General features: G+C 38.5%; 13 protein-coding genes. 3 read left to right on the top strand and 10 right to left on the bottom strand.

What is annotated here, in order from left to right; genetic code table 11:
- Positions 1-62 precede the first annotated feature (62 nt).
- Complete coding sequence (locus OQX64_RS18245) at positions 63-701, bottom strand: gluconate 2-dehydrogenase subunit 3 family protein (RefSeq protein ID WP_265819855.1); 639 nt, start codon at positions 699-701, stop codon at positions 63-65.
- Positions 702-712: 11 nt separating this feature from the next.
- Entirely contained in the window at positions 713-2,449 is a 1,737-nt protein-coding gene (locus tag OQX64_RS18240; RefSeq protein WP_088301923.1) for a GMC oxidoreductase, read from the bottom strand.
- A gap of 278 nt (positions 2,450-2,727) precedes the next feature.
- Between OQX64_RS18240 and OQX64_RS18235 the strand changes: the two genes are divergently transcribed.
- A complete protein-coding gene (locus OQX64_RS18235; protein WP_265819854.1) occupies positions 2,728-3,933 on the top strand; it encodes a class I SAM-dependent methyltransferase in 1,206 nt (401 codons plus the stop codon).
- A 99-nt stretch (positions 3,934-4,032) separates the two neighbouring features.
- Here the strand turns inward: OQX64_RS18235 and OQX64_RS18230 are convergent, their stop codons facing one another.
- Positions 4,033-4,392 carry a DUF1304 domain-containing protein gene (locus tag OQX64_RS18230; RefSeq protein ID WP_088301925.1) on the bottom strand — a complete coding sequence of 120 codons (360 nt, stop codon included), beginning with the start codon at positions 4,390-4,392 and terminating at the stop codon, positions 4,033-4,035.
- 317 nt (positions 4,393-4,709) lie between these two features.
- Here OQX64_RS18230 and dnaK point away from each other — a divergent pair, with 317 nt between their 5' ends.
- Positions 4,710-6,623: a molecular chaperone DnaK gene (gene dnaK, locus OQX64_RS18225; protein WP_265819853.1), complete on the top strand. Its 1,914-nt coding sequence runs from the start codon at positions 4,710-4,712 to the stop codon at positions 6,621-6,623.
- Positions 6,624-6,866: 243 nt separating this feature from the next.
- Here the strand turns inward: dnaK and OQX64_RS18220 are convergent, their stop codons facing one another.
- From OQX64_RS18220 to OQX64_RS18190, 7 genes are all read right to left on the bottom strand, one after another.
- A complete protein-coding gene (locus OQX64_RS18220; protein WP_265819852.1) occupies positions 6,867-7,943 on the bottom strand; it encodes a phosphotransferase enzyme family protein in 1,077 nt (358 codons plus the stop codon).
- On the bottom strand, positions 7,934-8,833 hold the full coding sequence (locus OQX64_RS18215) for a nucleotidyltransferase family protein (protein WP_265819851.1): 900 nt from the start codon (positions 8,831-8,833) through the stop codon (positions 7,934-7,936). The genes OQX64_RS18220 and OQX64_RS18215 overlap by 10 nt, the downstream gene beginning before the upstream one ends.
- A gap of 58 nt (positions 8,834-8,891) precedes the next feature.
- Positions 8,892-10,460 (bottom strand): helicase HerA-like domain-containing protein, encoded by a 1,569-nt coding sequence (locus OQX64_RS18210; RefSeq protein ID WP_265819850.1) that lies wholly within the window; start codon positions 10,458-10,460, stop codon positions 8,892-8,894.
- A 101-nt stretch (positions 10,461-10,561) separates the two neighbouring features.
- The gene (locus OQX64_RS18205) at positions 10,562-10,864 is read right to left on the bottom strand and encodes a chaperone modulator CbpM (RefSeq protein WP_265819849.1); all 303 of its coding nucleotides are present in this window, start codon (positions 10,862-10,864) and stop codon (positions 10,562-10,564) included.
- Positions 10,864-11,763, bottom strand: a complete 900-nt coding sequence (locus OQX64_RS18200) for a J domain-containing protein (protein ID WP_265819848.1) — start codon at positions 11,761-11,763, stop codon at positions 10,864-10,866. The genes OQX64_RS18205 and OQX64_RS18200 overlap by 1 nt, the downstream gene beginning before the upstream one ends.
- 453 nt (positions 11,764-12,216) lie before the next feature.
- Positions 12,217-12,354 carry a helix-turn-helix transcriptional regulator gene (locus OQX64_RS18195; protein WP_265819847.1) on the bottom strand — a complete coding sequence of 46 codons (138 nt, stop codon included), beginning with the start codon at positions 12,352-12,354 and terminating at the stop codon, positions 12,217-12,219.
- A gap of 228 nt (positions 12,355-12,582) precedes the next feature.
- The gene (locus OQX64_RS18190) at positions 12,583-15,000 is read right to left on the bottom strand and encodes an alpha/beta hydrolase family protein (RefSeq protein ID WP_265819846.1); all 2,418 of its coding nucleotides are present in this window, start codon (positions 14,998-15,000) and stop codon (positions 12,583-12,585) included.
- A gap of 351 nt (positions 15,001-15,351) precedes the next feature.
- Here OQX64_RS18190 and OQX64_RS18185 point away from each other — a divergent pair, with 351 nt between their 5' ends.
- Positions 15,352-15,771 carry a helix-turn-helix domain-containing protein gene (locus OQX64_RS18185; protein WP_140418684.1) on the top strand — a complete coding sequence of 140 codons (420 nt, stop codon included), beginning with the start codon at positions 15,352-15,354 and terminating at the stop codon, positions 15,769-15,771.
- The last annotated feature ends 58 nt before the right edge of the window (positions 15,772-15,829 follow it).

Below are 15,829 nucleotides of genomic sequence, written 5' to 3'. Positions count from 1 at the left end.
AGTAAGTATTCGTCATTGCTTCGTTAGCTGAAAAAGCCTCCTGCAATGACGAATTTTAGAAATTATACCTTTACATTTTCCATACCGTACTGTTTTAGTACATCGGCAGGAACACCCGTCCACTGGTTTGGTGCATTTCCTGCATAACCAATGTCTTTAACACCAATTTCGGTGGTGTAAAATCCTGATGCTGTTAAACTTCTCATTCTATTAAAAAAAGTCACACCTGCCTGAACTTCAGGCCTTGCTTTTTTAGGATAAGCAATTTCATCAATTATTGAGATCTGCTGGGCAGATGAAGCATCAATAAATGATTTACCAAATTTATTAAAGCAATAAACATCCAGCCATTTTAAGCCACCACGCATGGGTGTTTTATGTTCTGGTATATCTTTTACGATAAACTCAATAAATTCGGGTACTTTGGCATCCGATGCACTGCCTGAAACATTGTCTTTTGGAATAATAATATCAGCAAGCACTGTAATGGTAGCCATTTCGTGTTTATTGAAAAACGTCTCTGCCTTTAGTTTTTTATCCCGGTCAATTTCCCATTGTTCCCTTCCGGCTTCTGTAGCAGCTTGCTCTTTAGGGGCAACAACTTCAGCTGTTTTTGTTTCGGGTTGCTTACAGGCTTCTAATATTACAGTGGTACTGATTGCTGTTAAACCTAGTGCTTTTATGGAATCACGTCTGTTCATGTTGTAATTCTTTAAATGTTATGTTTTTTCTTTTGAGCTAAAATATATTCGGCGGTTCGCATAGAGAGCGCAAGGATGGTCCAGGTGGCATTTTTATCGCCTTGTTGTACAAACGGACCAGCATCAACCACAAACAGGTTCTTACAATCATGTGCCTGGCAGTATTTATTTAGCGCAGATTTTTTCGGATCATCACCCATGCGGATGGTCCCCACTTCATGAATTATTTTTCCTGGCGGAAGCAATCCGTAATTGGTTTCCGGCCCCTGGATTTTAGAGGTCACTACACCGCCCATTTCTTTCATCATCGTGAGGAAAGTATCCTGCATGTGTTTGGCTTGCAAAATTTCTTCTTTAGCCCATTTGTAGTGGAATCTTAAAACGGGGATACCATATTTATCAACAGTATTGGGATCAATTTCACAATAGTTATCTTCGCGGGCAATAGCAGTTCCACGTCCGGCCATTCCTACCGTTGTACCGTAAAAACGGCGATAATCATCCTTGAGTGATTTCCCATACCCACCAGCTTCTTTCATTTTGCCATCTCTGCCGGGTACCATGCCATTCATTTCCGGTACACCGCCTCCGAAACCATAAGCTGGCATGCCCATTCCGCCCCAATATTCAATGTGATATCCGCGGGGGAAGTTAAGTTTTTTGTTATCCAGCCACCATGGAGAATAAATGTGAACACTCCCCAAACCATCTTCGTTATAACGTTTCCGGTCCATGAGTTGAGGCAAAAAACCGGAAACACTAACACCGGTAGAATCATGCAGATATTTACCCACAATGCCACTACTATTGGCTAAACCATTAGGATGTGCAGATGATTTCGAATTCAATAAAATACGGGCAGATTCGCAAGCACTGGCACCTAATATGACCATTTTGCCATTCACCTGATATTCCTGCAAATCTTTCCGGTTTACATAAGAAACCCCTTTGGCAGATCCATCTTTATCGGTAATGACTTCCCGGACCATTGCATCAGTGATTACAGTTAAATTTCCTGTTTTTACAGCCGGGATAACGAGACAGGATGAAGAAGAAAAATCGCCATACACTTTACAGCTTCTGCCGCATTGGCCACAATAAAAACATGGGGCCCGGTCGCTATTATTGGGTAAGGGTTCCGTTAAAACGGAGCCACGGCCGGGAATGACTTTGACACCAGCTTTATCTGCACCTTTTTTAATGAAAAGTTCGGTCAGGCGTGGTTTTGGTGGTTTCATAAAAATGCCATCTGGTTCATTTGGCAAACCTTCTTTAGTTCCGTAAATGCCGATTAAACGATCAACTTTATCATAAAATGGCTTCACTTCATCGTAAGTGATGGGCCAATCATCAGTTAAACCATCTTTTGCCTGAAAATCAAGCGGCCCCATCCGGAGCGATATTCTTCCCCAGTGATTGGTACGTCCGCCTAACATGCGTGACCTGAACCATTCAAATTCGGTTTTATCTTTTGTGGTATAAGGTTCGCCCTCCAGTTCCCAGCCGCCATAAGAGGCATCGAAATCACCAAATGGTCTGGTGGTTGAAGCACCGCGACGAGGAGATTCCCAGGGCCATTTTAACTGGTGTGCATCAATTCTAGGATCAAAATACTGACCAGCTTCGAGCATTAAAACTTTTTGTCCGGCATTCGCTAAAACGTAAGCACTCATCCCGCCACCTGCACCAGAACCAACGATAATCACGTCGTAAACGGTGGGCGATTTTTTAATCTGAAATTCACTCATTTGTATTGGTTAGATAAACTGTTTATCTAAGCTAGTGCTATTTTTTATCAAATAAAAACGTTTAATCATTTTGGAACGATTACAGATAATGTCTTTTCTGAGTTTTCTAAATCGTATTACCTCATGAAATGTGATTTCCTGATCTCAAGACAATTTTTAGCTTAAACATTAATTTTTTTGCTATAAATGATGAATAAAAACATCGCTTTATTGTTACATGATCAGGCTCAGCATTTCTTCGAATAATTAGGTTTATCTTTGCGTTTTAAATTTAATTGATGGTATTTTCAGCACAAACAGAACAATTTATAGCAGCTTTAGCAGATAGCCTGAGCTTACAACAATTTGTTAAAATCTCCCTGGGGAATTATAAGGGCACAGATGAAGGACTGAGGCAAATTTTAGTTAGAAAAGTATTGATTAAAAGAATGCCTAAACTGGCTTTAACTTTTCGCTATAAAACCCGTGATATTGTAAAGAACTTTAATGAAGAAGAAGGGGTGAAGCTGATTTCAGAATATTTACAATCTGGTTTTAAAATCGCTACACTCTTTACAACTGAAAAGGATTTGATTTTTGAGGAATTGAATAACGGGAAGGTTGTCATCAGGGAAATCACAGCATCTGCAAAGGAAGTTCCTGCAGCCAGCCACGATAAGGAGAAAGCAAGGTTAATCAAACCAGATGATAAATCTTATTTAACCGAATTAAAAATTACAGATGCCGATGGCAGGGTATTTAAGAATGCACAGGATAAATTTCGTCAGATTAATCATTACATTGAAATTTTGAGTGCATTAATTAAAGAACTGCCCGAAGGAACCATTAAGAAAGTTGCTGATATGGGATCAGGTAAGGGCTACCTAACCTTTGCCTTATACGATTATCTGCATTCGGTTTTAAAGCTGGATTCAGCAGTTGTAGGTGTAGAATATCGTCAGGATATGGTTGATTTATGTAATGCTGTAGCGGATAAGTCTGAATTTGATCAGTTGAGTTTTGTTCAGGGAACGATAGAAGATTATAATGCCGAAAATGTGAATTTATTAATTGCGCTTCATGCCTGCGATACCGCTACTGACGATGCTATTTTTAAAGGAATTAAGGCAAATGCTGAGTTAATTGTAGTTGCACCATGCTGCCATAAACAGATCAGGAGGGAGATTGAGCAGCATAAAGTAAAAAATGATGTTTCGTTTTTAACCAAATACGGGATCTTTTTAGAACGCCAGGCCGAAATGGTGACTGATGGAATTCGTGCTTTGATTTTGGAATACTTTGGTTATAAGACTAAGGTTTTTGAATTCATTTCGGATGCACATACACCGAAGAATGTGCTTGTAGTTGGAGTTAAAAAAAGTCCGAAGTCTTTAGGCGGAAGTTTGTGGAATGAAGAGCAGAACGTGATTTTACAAAAAATTAAAGCAAGTAAAGCCTATTTTGGGATTGGCTATCATCATTTGGAAAAATTGTTGGATTTGTAGATTAACTGCAAAGAGCACTAAGTTTTTCGCGAAGAAACGAAAGGCTTCAGGTGCCAGATAATTTCTTATTTAGCTCGATATCAACCTATAGGATCAAGCTTATAAGTGCAATAAAATCAAGGCAACTAAAGCTGGAATGGATTGTACATACAGAATTTTTTTACTTGCCGTAGCTGCACCATAAATCCCGGCCACGATGATGCAGCATAAAAAAAAGATCGCTACATATGTTTTCCATTGATGATCGTCGATGCATAATGACCAAATTAGTCCAGCGGCCAGAAAACCATTATATAAACCTTGATTAGCGGCCAATGCCTTGGTTTGTGGAAACAAATCTTTCGGGATGGTTTTAAAAACATGAGGTGCTTTGGTTGTCCAGGCAAACATTTCTAACCATAAAATATAAATATGAAGGACGGCAATAATACCAATTAAAATCTGTGCTGCTAATTGCATTTTGAATGGGGTTTTTTTAATAGCTCAAGGTACAAAAAAAATGTTATCAGGCCCTAATGTGTTAGCACTTACATGCTATTTTTAAACCAAGCAACCAAAAGTAATCTGATCAAGAGATAATCCTTAACCTTTGAAATGAGTTGTAGCCTTTCAGCTTTCACCATTCATCTTTATTCTGTCATGCTGTCAGTAATCTGCAGTCCCTTTTTTTACATTTTATCAGTCTTTTGCACATATTATCTGCCAAAACCCAATTGGCACAAGCATTGTTTAACAGGTAGAAATTATAAAGCTTAAAAAAGAAAAAACATAATACAATGGGAAAAATTATTGGAATAGACTTAGGAACAACAAACTCTTGCGTGAGCGTAATGGAGGGCAATGAGCCTGTAGTTATTGCAAACAGTGAGGGTAAACGTACTACACCGTCTATTGTTGCTTTTGCAGAAAACGGTGAGCGTAAAGTTGGCGAGCCTGCTAAACGTCAGGCTATAACCAACCCAACAAAAACGATATATTCGATTAAACGCTTTATGGGTAGCAGCTACGACGAAAGTGCGAAAGAAGCTGGACGTGTACCTTATAAAGTAATTAAAGGTGATAACAATACACCTCGCGTAGAAATCGACGACAGAAAATATACTCCACAAGAGATTTCTGCCATGATTCTACAGAAAATGAAAAAAACTGCTGAAGATTTCTTGGGTCAGGAAGTGACAGAAGCGGTAATCACTGTACCTGCTTACTTTAATGATGCACAACGTCAGGCTACGAAAGAAGCTGGTGAAATTGCTGGTTTATCTGTAAAACGTATCATTAACGAGCCTACTGCAGCTGCTTTAGCTTATGGCTTAGATAAAGCACACAAAGATATGAAAATTGTTGTGTTTGACTGTGGTGGTGGTACGCATGACGTTTCTGTATTAGAATTAGGTGATGGTGTTTTCGAAGTAAAATCTACTGATGGTGATACGCACTTAGGTGGTGATGACTTTGACCACATTATTATTGACTGGTTAACTGAAGAATTCAAATCAGAAAACAGCATGGACCTTGCAAAAGATCCGATGGCATTACAACGTTTGAAAGAAGCGGCTGAGAAAGCTAAAATTGAGTTATCAAGCACTACTTCTACTGAAATTAACTTGCCATATATTACTGCCGATGCGAGTGGCCCAAAACACTTGGTGCGTACCTTATCCCGTGCTAAATTTGAGCAATTGGCTGATAGCTTAATCAAACGTACTATCGAGCCTTGTAAATCTGCTTTGAAAAATGCTGGTTTAAGCACAAGCGATATCGATGAAATTATCTTAGTAGGTGGTTCAACCCGTATTCCTGCAATCCAGGATGCAGTTAAAGCTTTCTTTGGTAAAGAGCCAAGTAAAGGTGTTAACCCTGATGAAGTTGTGGCGATTGGTGCTGCTATTCAAGGTGGTGTGTTAACTGGTGATGTGAAAGATGTATTGTTATTAGACGTTACGCCTTTATCATTAGGTATTGAAACTATGGGTGGTGTAATGACTAAATTAATTGAGTCTAACACAACTATCCCAACTAAAAAATCAGAGACTTTCTCAACTGCAGCTGATAACCAGCCTTCGGTAGAAATCCATATTTTACAAGGTGAACGCCCAATGGCTAACCAAAACCGTACAATTGGTCGTTTCATTTTAGATGGTATTCCACCAGCACCTCGTGGTGTGCCTCAGGTAGAAGTATCTTTTGATATTGATGCTAACGGTATCTTACATGTAAGTGCAAAAGATAAAGCTACTGGTAAAGAGCAGAAAATCCGTATCGAAGCTTCTTCAGGTTTAACTGATGCTGAGATCAAAAAAATGAAAGAAGAAGCAGAAGCTAACGCAGCTGATGATGCTAAAGCTAAAGAAGAAGCTGATAAAATCAATGGTGCTGATGCTTTAATTTTCTCTACTGAGAAACAATTGAAAGAGTTCGGTGATAAATTATCTGCTGATAAAAAAGCGCCAATCGAATCTGGTTTAGAGAAATTAAAAGCAGCTCACTTATCTCGTAACTTTGCAGATATTGATGCAGCACAAGCTGAATTGCAAAATGCATGGAACGCAGCATCTGAGGAAATGTACAAAGATGGCGGTCAGCCTCAAGGTGGTGAGCAACCACAACAAGCTGATGGTCAACCTCAAGGTGGTGGCGATAACGTTACTGACGTTGATTTTGAAGAAGTAAAAGAAGACGATAAGAAATAGTCTTGAGTCTGAAGTCCTGAGTCGAGAGTCTTGGGTTGAAATAAAAGCGTTTCTGATTAAGTTCAGGAACGCTTTTTTAGTTTGGAGTCTGAAGTTTTTGAGTGGAGTGTTTTGGACGGAAATAGCAAGTATTTCTAATTAAGTTCAGGAAGGCTTTTCATATTCGTCATTCCGAGGCACGAAGCAATCCTCATGCGATTGCTATAAGCGTCATGACGTAGCGAAGCTACAAGCAGATAATTTTTAATTTAGGTTTTCCGCTATAATATCCTGCAATTCTTTTTCATTTATGGCTATTTCCTGAAGCAATTTAAACTGGTTTTTAGCCCGATCTAAATTTTGATCGACATAGTTTACAGGATAATACATGTTGCCGTTTAAAAAATCAGTTAAGAAGCGTAAAGCTTGCATGTAAATGATATACCTGCCAGAGAATAAAATCAACTCCTTCTCTGTTGCGGTTAATATTGACTTCATCTCTGAAAGATAACCTTTAATCATGGCCTCGAAATAAGGGATTCTGATTTTGATCAGGCTGAGATCTGTTTCATTTTCAGAAAATGCACACAGGTAAGTTCGCATCATATCGCCTAAATCTGAAATAAATTTGCCAGGCATGATAGTGTCTAAGTCAATTACGCAAACGCCATCGAAAGTCTTTTCATCCAATAGCACATTACTGATTTTAGTATCATGATGCATTACGCGGTCAGGAAAGTCATTTCTGTGTGAATAGGAAATATAATAATCTAAAATATGCTTATGGTTCAAAGCATCTTCAATCTGCTTTTCAGCTTGTACCTTCACAAATTCCGGGGCTTTGGCTAATGCCTTTGCAAATTGTGCATATCGCAACGCCAGGTCGTGAAAACCAGGAATAGTAGCCTGAAGCGACTTCGTATCAAAATCATCAAGCAATCTACTTAATTTGCCAAATTGCTTTGCTGCTTCAAAAGCTTGCTTAGGCGTGCTTAAAACATCAAGAGAAATGGTATTCGGCACAAAGGGTAATAACCGCCAGAACTCCTCATTGATGTGCGCCATTTGCATTCCACCGGTAGTAGGAAGTGGTTTAATGAAAAGGTAATCGGGGTAGTGCAGCGAAAGATAAGCTGAGATTGCCTTTAGATTATTGGCAATGATCCAGGGGGATTTAAAAACCGAACTGTTGATATTCTGGAGAATAAATTTATCCTGCCCGGCTAGGGGAGTAAGCAAATAGGTACGGTTAATTAAACCCGTACCTATTTGTGTGATTGTTATATCTTCTTTAGTAAATCCGTAAGCACTTAAAACTTCGGAAGCTAAATTTAGTTCCATAATTTTTCAGGATAGGTTCCATTGTTAACCAATTGGTTAATAGAATCCTGAACATATGGTTTATCTTCTTTATACGTTACACCAAACCATTTATTTGAAGTTGGAACCACCTTAAATGTCGCCGTATTGTTTCGTACCAGGTTTTCGCCGATTAACGGAATAAAAAATTCTGCTTTAGGTTTGTCTTTGTTGGCCATGGCAAATTCTTTAAATAGGCGCTCTGTAATTTCAAAAACAGCAGGTGTAAAACCCCAGAAGTTCATGGATACAGGCGTGCTGAAATCCAATGGAAACTCTTCACCATCTTCTTCGTAGAAAATTTTGCCATCTTTAGGATAAACTTTTGTGCGTTCTACAATTTCTGATAAGTTACCGGATTCGTCTACTTTGCAAACCCCTCTGGATACTGATCCAAATTCAGAAAGTGTTTTACCAATTTCATAGCCTATAATTGAATAATTACTGTCAGTAGCTTCTGTGTTTAAGAAATCAGCCATTTTCTGAAAGGCATCAAAACCATAATAATCATCGGCATTGATCACACAGAAAGGTTCTTTAATTACCTTTCTTCCGGATAAAATGGCATGGGCGGTTCCCCATGGTTTTTCCCGGTAAATTTCGTCTTCAATACCAAATTGTTTCAGATCAAAGTTCTGGAAAACATATTCAGTTTCTATTCTGCCATTTAATTTTGGCTCAAAAATAGATTTAAAATTTTCTACAAATTCTTCTTTAATAATAAATACAACCTTGCCAAATCCGGCATTAATTGCATCATATATGGAATAATCTATAATGGTTTCGCCATTTGGGCCAAAGCCATCAATTTGTTTCATACTGCCATAACGGCTGGCCATCCCGGCAGCCAATATCAATAGGGTTGGTTTCATGTTATAAAATATTAACGGAGCATTAATGTATTGTACTTATATTGATTATTTTGGAGGGTTAAAAACCGAAAAGACCACCGGTTTTAGACTTGGTTTTCTTGCCGGTTAGCATTCCGAATATACCCCTAACAATTTCTTTGCCAATTTGGCGAGTGATGGTTGCGCCCATTACCTGTTCAACCAAACTCTTTTCATTCGTGCCGGGTTTATTTTTACTTGTTTCCTGTTTTTGTAATTCTTTTTCCTGCTTTATCTGTTCTGCTGCTGCTGTCTGATCATTTATTTTTTTTGTTAGCATTTCATAAGCACTTTCAGGGTCTAATGTATTTTTATATTTTGCATACATCTGACTGCCATTGATCAGTTGCTCGAAATCTGCTGAACTCAAGGGCGCCATCACTGACCGGGGAGGTGTAAGCATGGTAGCAGAAACTTCTGTTGGGATTCCTTTCTCATTTAATACGGTAATGAGTGCCTGCCCGGTGCCCAGTGCCGTTAAAATTTTATCTATTTCATAGAAATCAGATTTTGGATAGGTGTTCACTGTTTTTTTCAAAGCATCGGCATCATTTGGTGTAAATGCCCTTAGTGCATGCTGAACCCGGTTACCCAACTGGCCCAATACGCTTTCGGGTACGTCTGTTGGAGACTGCGTGCAGAAAAACACCCCTATACCTTTTGAACGGATTAACCTGATAATGGTTTCAATCTGCTCTAAGAAAGCTTTAGATGAATTTTTAAACAATAAATGTGCTTCATCAATAAAGAACACCAACTTTGGTTTATCTAAATCTCCAACTTCAGGCATTGTATTAAACAGTTCGGCCAGCAGACTTAATAAAAAGGTTGAATATAATACCGGTTGATTTTGAACATCGGCAATATTAAGCAAGCTAATGATTCCTTTGCCATCCACACGTTCTAATAAATCGGCTATGTCGAAAGATTTTTCGCCAAACATTCCACCTAATCCCTGTTGCTCAATTGCCACGATTTTTCTCAGTATTGTACCAGATGTTGAACTGGAAATACTGCCATAATCACTTTTGATTTCTGCGGCACCAGCACCTTCTGAGAGATAAGAAACCAGTTTTTTTAAATCATTCAGGTCTATGATGGGCATTTTGTTGTCATCGGCATATTTGAAAATCACAGCCATCACACCTGCCTGCGTATCATTAAGGTCAAGTATTTTTGATAACAGTGTAGGACCAAACTCCAATACTGTAGCACGCATTTGTGCACCTGTTTTTCCAGATAAGGAATAAATTTCCAAAGGAAAGCCTGATGGTGCAAATGGCTTATTCAATTGTCGGGCACGTTCTTCAATTTTAGGATTAACGGATCCGGGTTTGTTTAAACCTGACAAATCTCCTTTTACATCCAGCATAAATACCGGTACACCAGCATCTGATAGCTGTTCTGCCAGCAACTGCAGTGTTCTGGTTTTTCCTGTCCCGGTTGCCCCGGCAATTAAACCATGCCGGTTCATCATTTTTAATGATAAATTAACTTCAGCCTCGCTATAAACTTGTCCATCTAAAATTCCGGCACCCAAATAAATATATGAACCCGTAGGGATGTAAGATGATTTTATTTGTTCGATGAATTTAGCCGACTCACTCATGTTGTTTTATTTAAATGCCTAATCTAAGAAACTAATCTTAAAAAAATGTGTAATTACCGGAACATCCTGGTTCAATTTATTGCACAGGATTGGTCACTAAATTAATTAAACTGTTTATAATGATTTAATTCAGACCTTAATGTGCTGATTTCGTTTTGCATGGTTTCTACCTGATTTAGCAATTGAGAAATGGCATGCAAACCTTCCAGGTTAATGTTGAGGTCTTTGGCTAAACGAACATACCGTTCCAGTTTTAAAAGCTCATCAATACTCAGAAAGATAGTTTTTTTTTGAGTGGTGGTTTTAATCAGGCCGAAATCTTCAAGTGATTGAATAAAATCGATCTCTACATGGTGATACACACATATATCATTTAAGGCTATCAGATTATTTCTCATCATCATTAGCTTTTAGAAAGTTTTTCAAATAATTCTTTTTGCTCCTGGTTTAGATGGGTAGGTAATTTAACCTGCCACTTAATATACAAATCGCCAAACTGATCTGCTTTTTTATAAACGGGAAATCCTTTTCCCTTTAAGCGTAAGGTGGCATCAGGTTGAGTGCCTTCAGGTATTTTAAGCTTTACTTTACCATTTAAGGTTTCCACAATTTTTTCACCACCTAAAACAGCTGTGTACAGGTCAATTTCTTCCTGAATGTAGATATCATTCCCCTTCCGCTTAAATTTAGAGTCTTCACTGATGTTGAACTTAATATACAGGTCGCCAGGTTGTCCGTTATGTGCACCTGGTGCACCATAACCCGGTAGTTTTATCTTTTGACCATTTTCTACCCCTGCCGGGATGGTAATCCGCACTTGTTTCCCGTTAACCGTTAAGGTTTGTTTATGTGTGGTGTAAGCATCTTGAAGGTTTAATTGCAGCTCTGCATTATAATCCTGCCCTTTAAAAGGCGATTGCCTGCTGCTTCTGCCAGCGCCACCGCCAAACATGGAGGAGAAAAAATCGGAGAAATCATCACCTCCGAATCCACCGGAATAACCTCCGCCATTGCTGTAGCCTCCACCCTGAGACTGGTATTGTCTGCGTTGTTTTTCCTGCGCATCCAGCTGATCGGCATGTTGCCAGTCTTTACCGTATTTATCGTACTTTTTACGTTTTTCAGGATCACTCAAAACCTCATTGGCTTCGTTAATTTGCTGAAATTTCTTGTTTGCCTCTTCGTTATTGGGATTTAAATCCGGGTGATACTTCCTGGCCAATTTCCGATATGCTTTTTTTACATCGTCAATGGTTGCGGTTTTTTTTAAATCGAGGATTTTATAGTAATCTATGTAGTCCATAATGCTGTTAACAAATCATAAGTGCTAAAGTTTAATGTTTGGCAGCTAAATTTACTTTATATTTTTAACGTACATCTTACTTAAATATTGATTTTTACTTCAAAACCATTAAACAAAAATGCCTCCAAAAAATTGAAGGCATCTGATGTTAATGATCAGATTAGTATTATTAATCTTTGTAGATGTGATTTTACTTCACTTTTAAAATTTCTATTTTTTCCCGCTCACTTGACAATAAACGTTCAAATAGTTCAACAATCTTTTCAACCGTATTGAACGTCGGTTGATAATTTACTGAACTTGCAATCAGTGTTGAATGATCCCTACTGGAATTATGGTAGGTATTTGATATGACATTGAAAACCACTTCAGCACTATAATTCTTTATTGCTTCCTTGCTCAGGCCTAATACGCTGGCAAATTATCTAAAGTGCTATCTTCTATTTGTTCGCTCTATTCTAATTTACTTACCGCTTGCTGACTAATACCAAGTTCTATGGCTAAGGCTTCTTGCTTCATGCCGTGTGATTCCCTTATACGGCTAATTTTTCTACCGATGTGAGGGGTGTTTGTTTTTTCTGCGGTTTCCATATTTTAAATATATCTAATTTTTGTTTGGTAAAAAATTATATGGAGTTGTCGTTAACAATAGCCTATTTATGGACTTTGCAGTAGGCAATATCAGCTTTGCAATAAGTAATATCAGCATTACAGTAATACAAAAACAAAGATTAAAGTGGGGTTAGAAAAGTAAAAACCCATTAAAATACCAGCAAGGGCAAGTATTTTAATGGGTTAATGTTAATGATCAGCGAAAAATTATTTCTTTCCTTTAACGTATTTTTCTAACCATTGGTCTTCTTCCCATAGGGTATGAAGGATGTTTTCTTTTCCGCGATAGCCGTGCGCTTCATAAGGTAAGAATACGAAACGGGTGGTTCCGCCGGCACCTTTAATGGCATTAAATAAACGTTCACTATTGATTGGGAAGGTACCTGGATTATCATCAGAATCGCCATGGATCAACAGCAATGGTGTTTTAATTTTATCTGCATAACTGAAGGGACTCATTTCATAATAAAGTTGGGGTACCTGCCAGTAGGTACGTTCTTCATTTTGAAAACCAAACGGTGTAAGTGTACGGTTGTAAGCGCCGCTGCGGGCAATTCCTGCTGCAAAAAGATCGGTATGGGCCAGCAGGTTTGCTGTCATGAAAGCTCCGTAACTGTGGCCACCAACAGCCATTCTTTTTTTATCGCCAACGCCTAAATCAGCCAGTTTATTAATTGCTGCTTCTGCATTTAGTTTAAGCTGCTCAATAAAAGTATCATTTGGTTTTTTACCATCTTTGGCTACGATTGGCATTTCTGCGTTATCTAAAATGGCATAGCCCCGGGTAACCCAATAAATTGGCGATCCCCAGCTGATGTTGGTAAACTTATCTTTAGAACCACGGATTTGCGCCGCATCTGCTGCAGAATTAAATTCACGTGGATAAGCCCAGATTAGCGTTGGCAGTGGTCCGTCTTTGGCCTTGTTATATCCTTTCGGTAAATATAAATCGCCGGTTAAATCCACCCCATCTGCACGCTTATAAGAAATTTTTTCTTTTGTGATGCCATCAAGTGATGGATAGGGATTCGCAAAATCAGTAACAGGCTGATCGGCAATGCGCAGTACCAGGTTTTTAATGAAATAATTAGGCACCATTTTCTGGCTTTCCCTGCGGGTTAATAAAACCAATTTATCCGGATTGATGACATCACTTACGTATTCAAATGTGCCTTCTGCACTTCGCCAGATGATTTCATTTTTCTTTGTGGCCAAATCAAACTTGGCCAGGAAAGGTAAATCTCCTTTTTCTGAAGAACCAACCGGATTATTCATCAACAGTTTGGTGCCATTATCAACCGTTTTAATCACCTGACGGCCATATTTGTTTTTCACGGTTACAGGCGATCCTGGGTTGCCGTAAGCATCGGTTTGATTACGGGTATATAATTCTTCTACAACACCGGTGGCTGGATTATACCTGCTTACCTTATTGGTTTGTTTACTTCTCAGGCCTTCCATAATCAGGGCCAGATGAGCATCTCCCCACTGTACACCGCGGTAACGGGTTTGAGTTTTGAACAATTCTTTTTCAGTACCTGCAAAAGGCGCACTCAAGGCATAAACAGCATCATGAAATGGAACACTTTTTTTAATCAAGCCACTATCTAAAGGTTTTACCCAAATCAGTGTGGCTGGTTCATCATCCCGCCAGTCGAAACTACGGGCAACATTTTGTGTATTGTCGTAACCAGATGGTGTTCCTTCTGATGAAGGTAATTCAACGATGGTTTTAATCGTTTTTCCATTTTGATCAGTAATGGTGATGGTTGATGGAAAACCAAATGCTGAAACCAGATAAGAAAAAGGTTTTCTGATGGTTGCTGTCAGCATATAATTTTTATCAGGAGATAATTCTACCCGGGTGTAAATGGCTGGTTTTCCAATAGGGGTTTCTACGCCTGCTGTATTTTTAACCAGTTGAGCGGTAGCAAAAAATTCAAACAGCTGCTCATCAAATGGTGATTTGATTAAATCCTGATAGGTAGCACTTGGTGCTGCTTTACCCAGGTTTTGCTGGATGGTTGGCCCTTTTGGCATTAAAGGCTTTTTAGGTGCAGCAGCAGCTGGTTGCGTTGCCGTACGATAAATTAATGTTTGGTCATTTAACCAGGTTAATCCGCTTCCCAATACCACATTTAAAAATGCTTTATTTGTTTTGACAGCCTTTTTTGTCGTCAGATCAATCACATACAGGTCAACTCCTTTTTGGGTGGTTTGGGTAAAGGCAATTTTGGTTTCTGAAGGGTTCCAGCTGATATTGCCGGCGAATAAAGGAGCTGGTAAGCCAGTAACCTGAAAGGTTTGATTTGTTTTAATGTTTTTCAGGCTGAAATTATTAATGTAATTCTGCCTGCTTGGTGCGTAATTGTTAGGATTCAACCTTAAACCGGCGATCCGGTATTCGGGCATGGCCAATTCTTCTACTGAAGGATAAGAATTGCGTTCGCTAAATAAAATCCATTCTGCTTTGCCATCCATGCTTACTGCAGGTGTTGGTTTAGCCAATAATAAATCAGCAATTTCTTTTGGTGGGTTTTGATAGCTAATGGCATCCTGTGCAGCAGCGTTAAGCGAATTAAAAGTACCCGCTATCAATAAAAAGGCGTATAAATTTTTAATCATTTTAATGAGTTATGATGAATAAGGGATTCAAAGATTGGAAATTTAAAAGTATTGCCCCGTAACTTCTTATTTACAGTTTGCCGGAGGAAAGCTTGATGGATATCATCATTTTCAATCATAATCTATATTTTTTACAATTGATGGTAGTGATGTATTTTTAACATTACAGTTTTAAATGTATTATTTTAGTTAAATACCTGTTTTTAATGTCAAAAACCACTCAAAATGTTGACATAAGTCAAATTAATTGCTGGTTTTAACCATTGTCACGCACTTTTTCATACTTTCGTTCCGTCAATCGTCCCCGATATTGATTTAATTGAATTTTTAAACTTAAAATTAATTATCTCAATGACAACAAAATTAAAGCACGGTGAGATTTTAGAGCGAATAGTTCGCAGAAATCGAATGGGCATTAGCGAGCTCTCCAGGAAACTGAATGTTAGCAGAAGAACAATTTATAATTGGTTCGGCCAGGATCAGCTCAATCATGAGATCATTTGGCAGATCGGACAATCGTTAGGGCAGAATCTTGCTGTCTCTTTTCCGGATGTTTTTGCAGAAAGCAGAGATGACGTAACGTCTCGTACAGAGAATGGTGTAAAACTTTCTGCAGATTCCAATTCAGTTTATTTCTGGATGAATAAATACATTCATCTATTGGAAAAATACAATAGTTTGCTTAGTGTTGAAGATGAAGAGTGTGATGCGGATAATGCGCAAAAAATGCCGTTAAAAGAAAGGATTGCTGAAGCATTTATGTATCAGTAACCATTCAGTTGGGATGGAAAAGTCTGAATCAGTATCATTGCTTCATATAAGCTAGTTG

Origin of the sequence: Pedobacter sp. GR22-10, from assembly GCF_026239715.1 — a bacterium.
Classification (GTDB): Bacteria; Bacteroidota; Bacteroidia; order Sphingobacteriales; family Sphingobacteriaceae; genus Pedobacter.
The sequence above is the reverse complement of the archived record's forward strand: the minus strand, read 5'-3'. Positions and strand labels throughout refer to the sequence as shown.

Coding starts and splice junctions, on each gene's coding strand:
- OQX64_RS18185 (WP_140418684.1), top strand. CDS start 15,352: ATGACAACAAAATTAAAGCACGGTGAGATTTTAGAGCGAATAGTTCGC.
- OQX64_RS18230 (WP_088301925.1), bottom strand. CDS start 4,392: ATGCAATTAGCAGCACAGATTTTAATTGGTATTATTGCCGTCCTTCAT.
- OQX64_RS18235 (WP_265819854.1), top strand. CDS start 2,728: ATGGTATTTTCAGCACAAACAGAACAATTTATAGCAGCTTTAGCAGAT.
- OQX64_RS18210 (WP_265819850.1), bottom strand. CDS start 10,460: ATGAGTGAGTCGGCTAAATTCATCGAACAAATAAAATCATCTTACATC.
- OQX64_RS18200 (WP_265819848.1), bottom strand. CDS start 11,763: ATGGACTACATAGATTACTATAAAATCCTCGATTTAAAAAAAACCGCA.
- OQX64_RS18220 (WP_265819852.1), bottom strand. CDS start 7,943: ATGGAACTAAATTTAGCTTCCGAAGTTTTAAGTGCTTACGGATTTACT.
- dnaK (WP_265819853.1), top strand. CDS start 4,710: ATGGGAAAAATTATTGGAATAGACTTAGGAACAACAAACTCTTGCGTG.
- OQX64_RS18190 (WP_265819846.1), bottom strand. CDS start 15,000: ATGATTAAAAATTTATACGCCTTTTTATTGATAGCGGGTACTTTTAAT.
- OQX64_RS18215 (WP_265819851.1), bottom strand. CDS start 8,833: ATGAAACCAACCCTATTGATATTGGCTGCCGGGATGGCCAGCCGTTAT.
- OQX64_RS18240 (WP_088301923.1), bottom strand. CDS start 2,449: ATGAGTGAATTTCAGATTAAAAAATCGCCCACCGTTTACGACGTGATT.
- OQX64_RS18205 (WP_265819849.1), bottom strand. CDS start 10,864: ATGATGATGAGAAATAATCTGATAGCCTTAAATGATATATGTGTGTAT.
- OQX64_RS18195 (WP_265819847.1), bottom strand. CDS start 12,354: ATGGAAACCGCAGAAAAAACAAACACCCCTCACATCGGTAGAAAAATT.
- OQX64_RS18245 (WP_265819855.1), bottom strand. CDS start 701: ATGAACAGACGTGATTCCATAAAAGCACTAGGTTTAACAGCAATCAGT.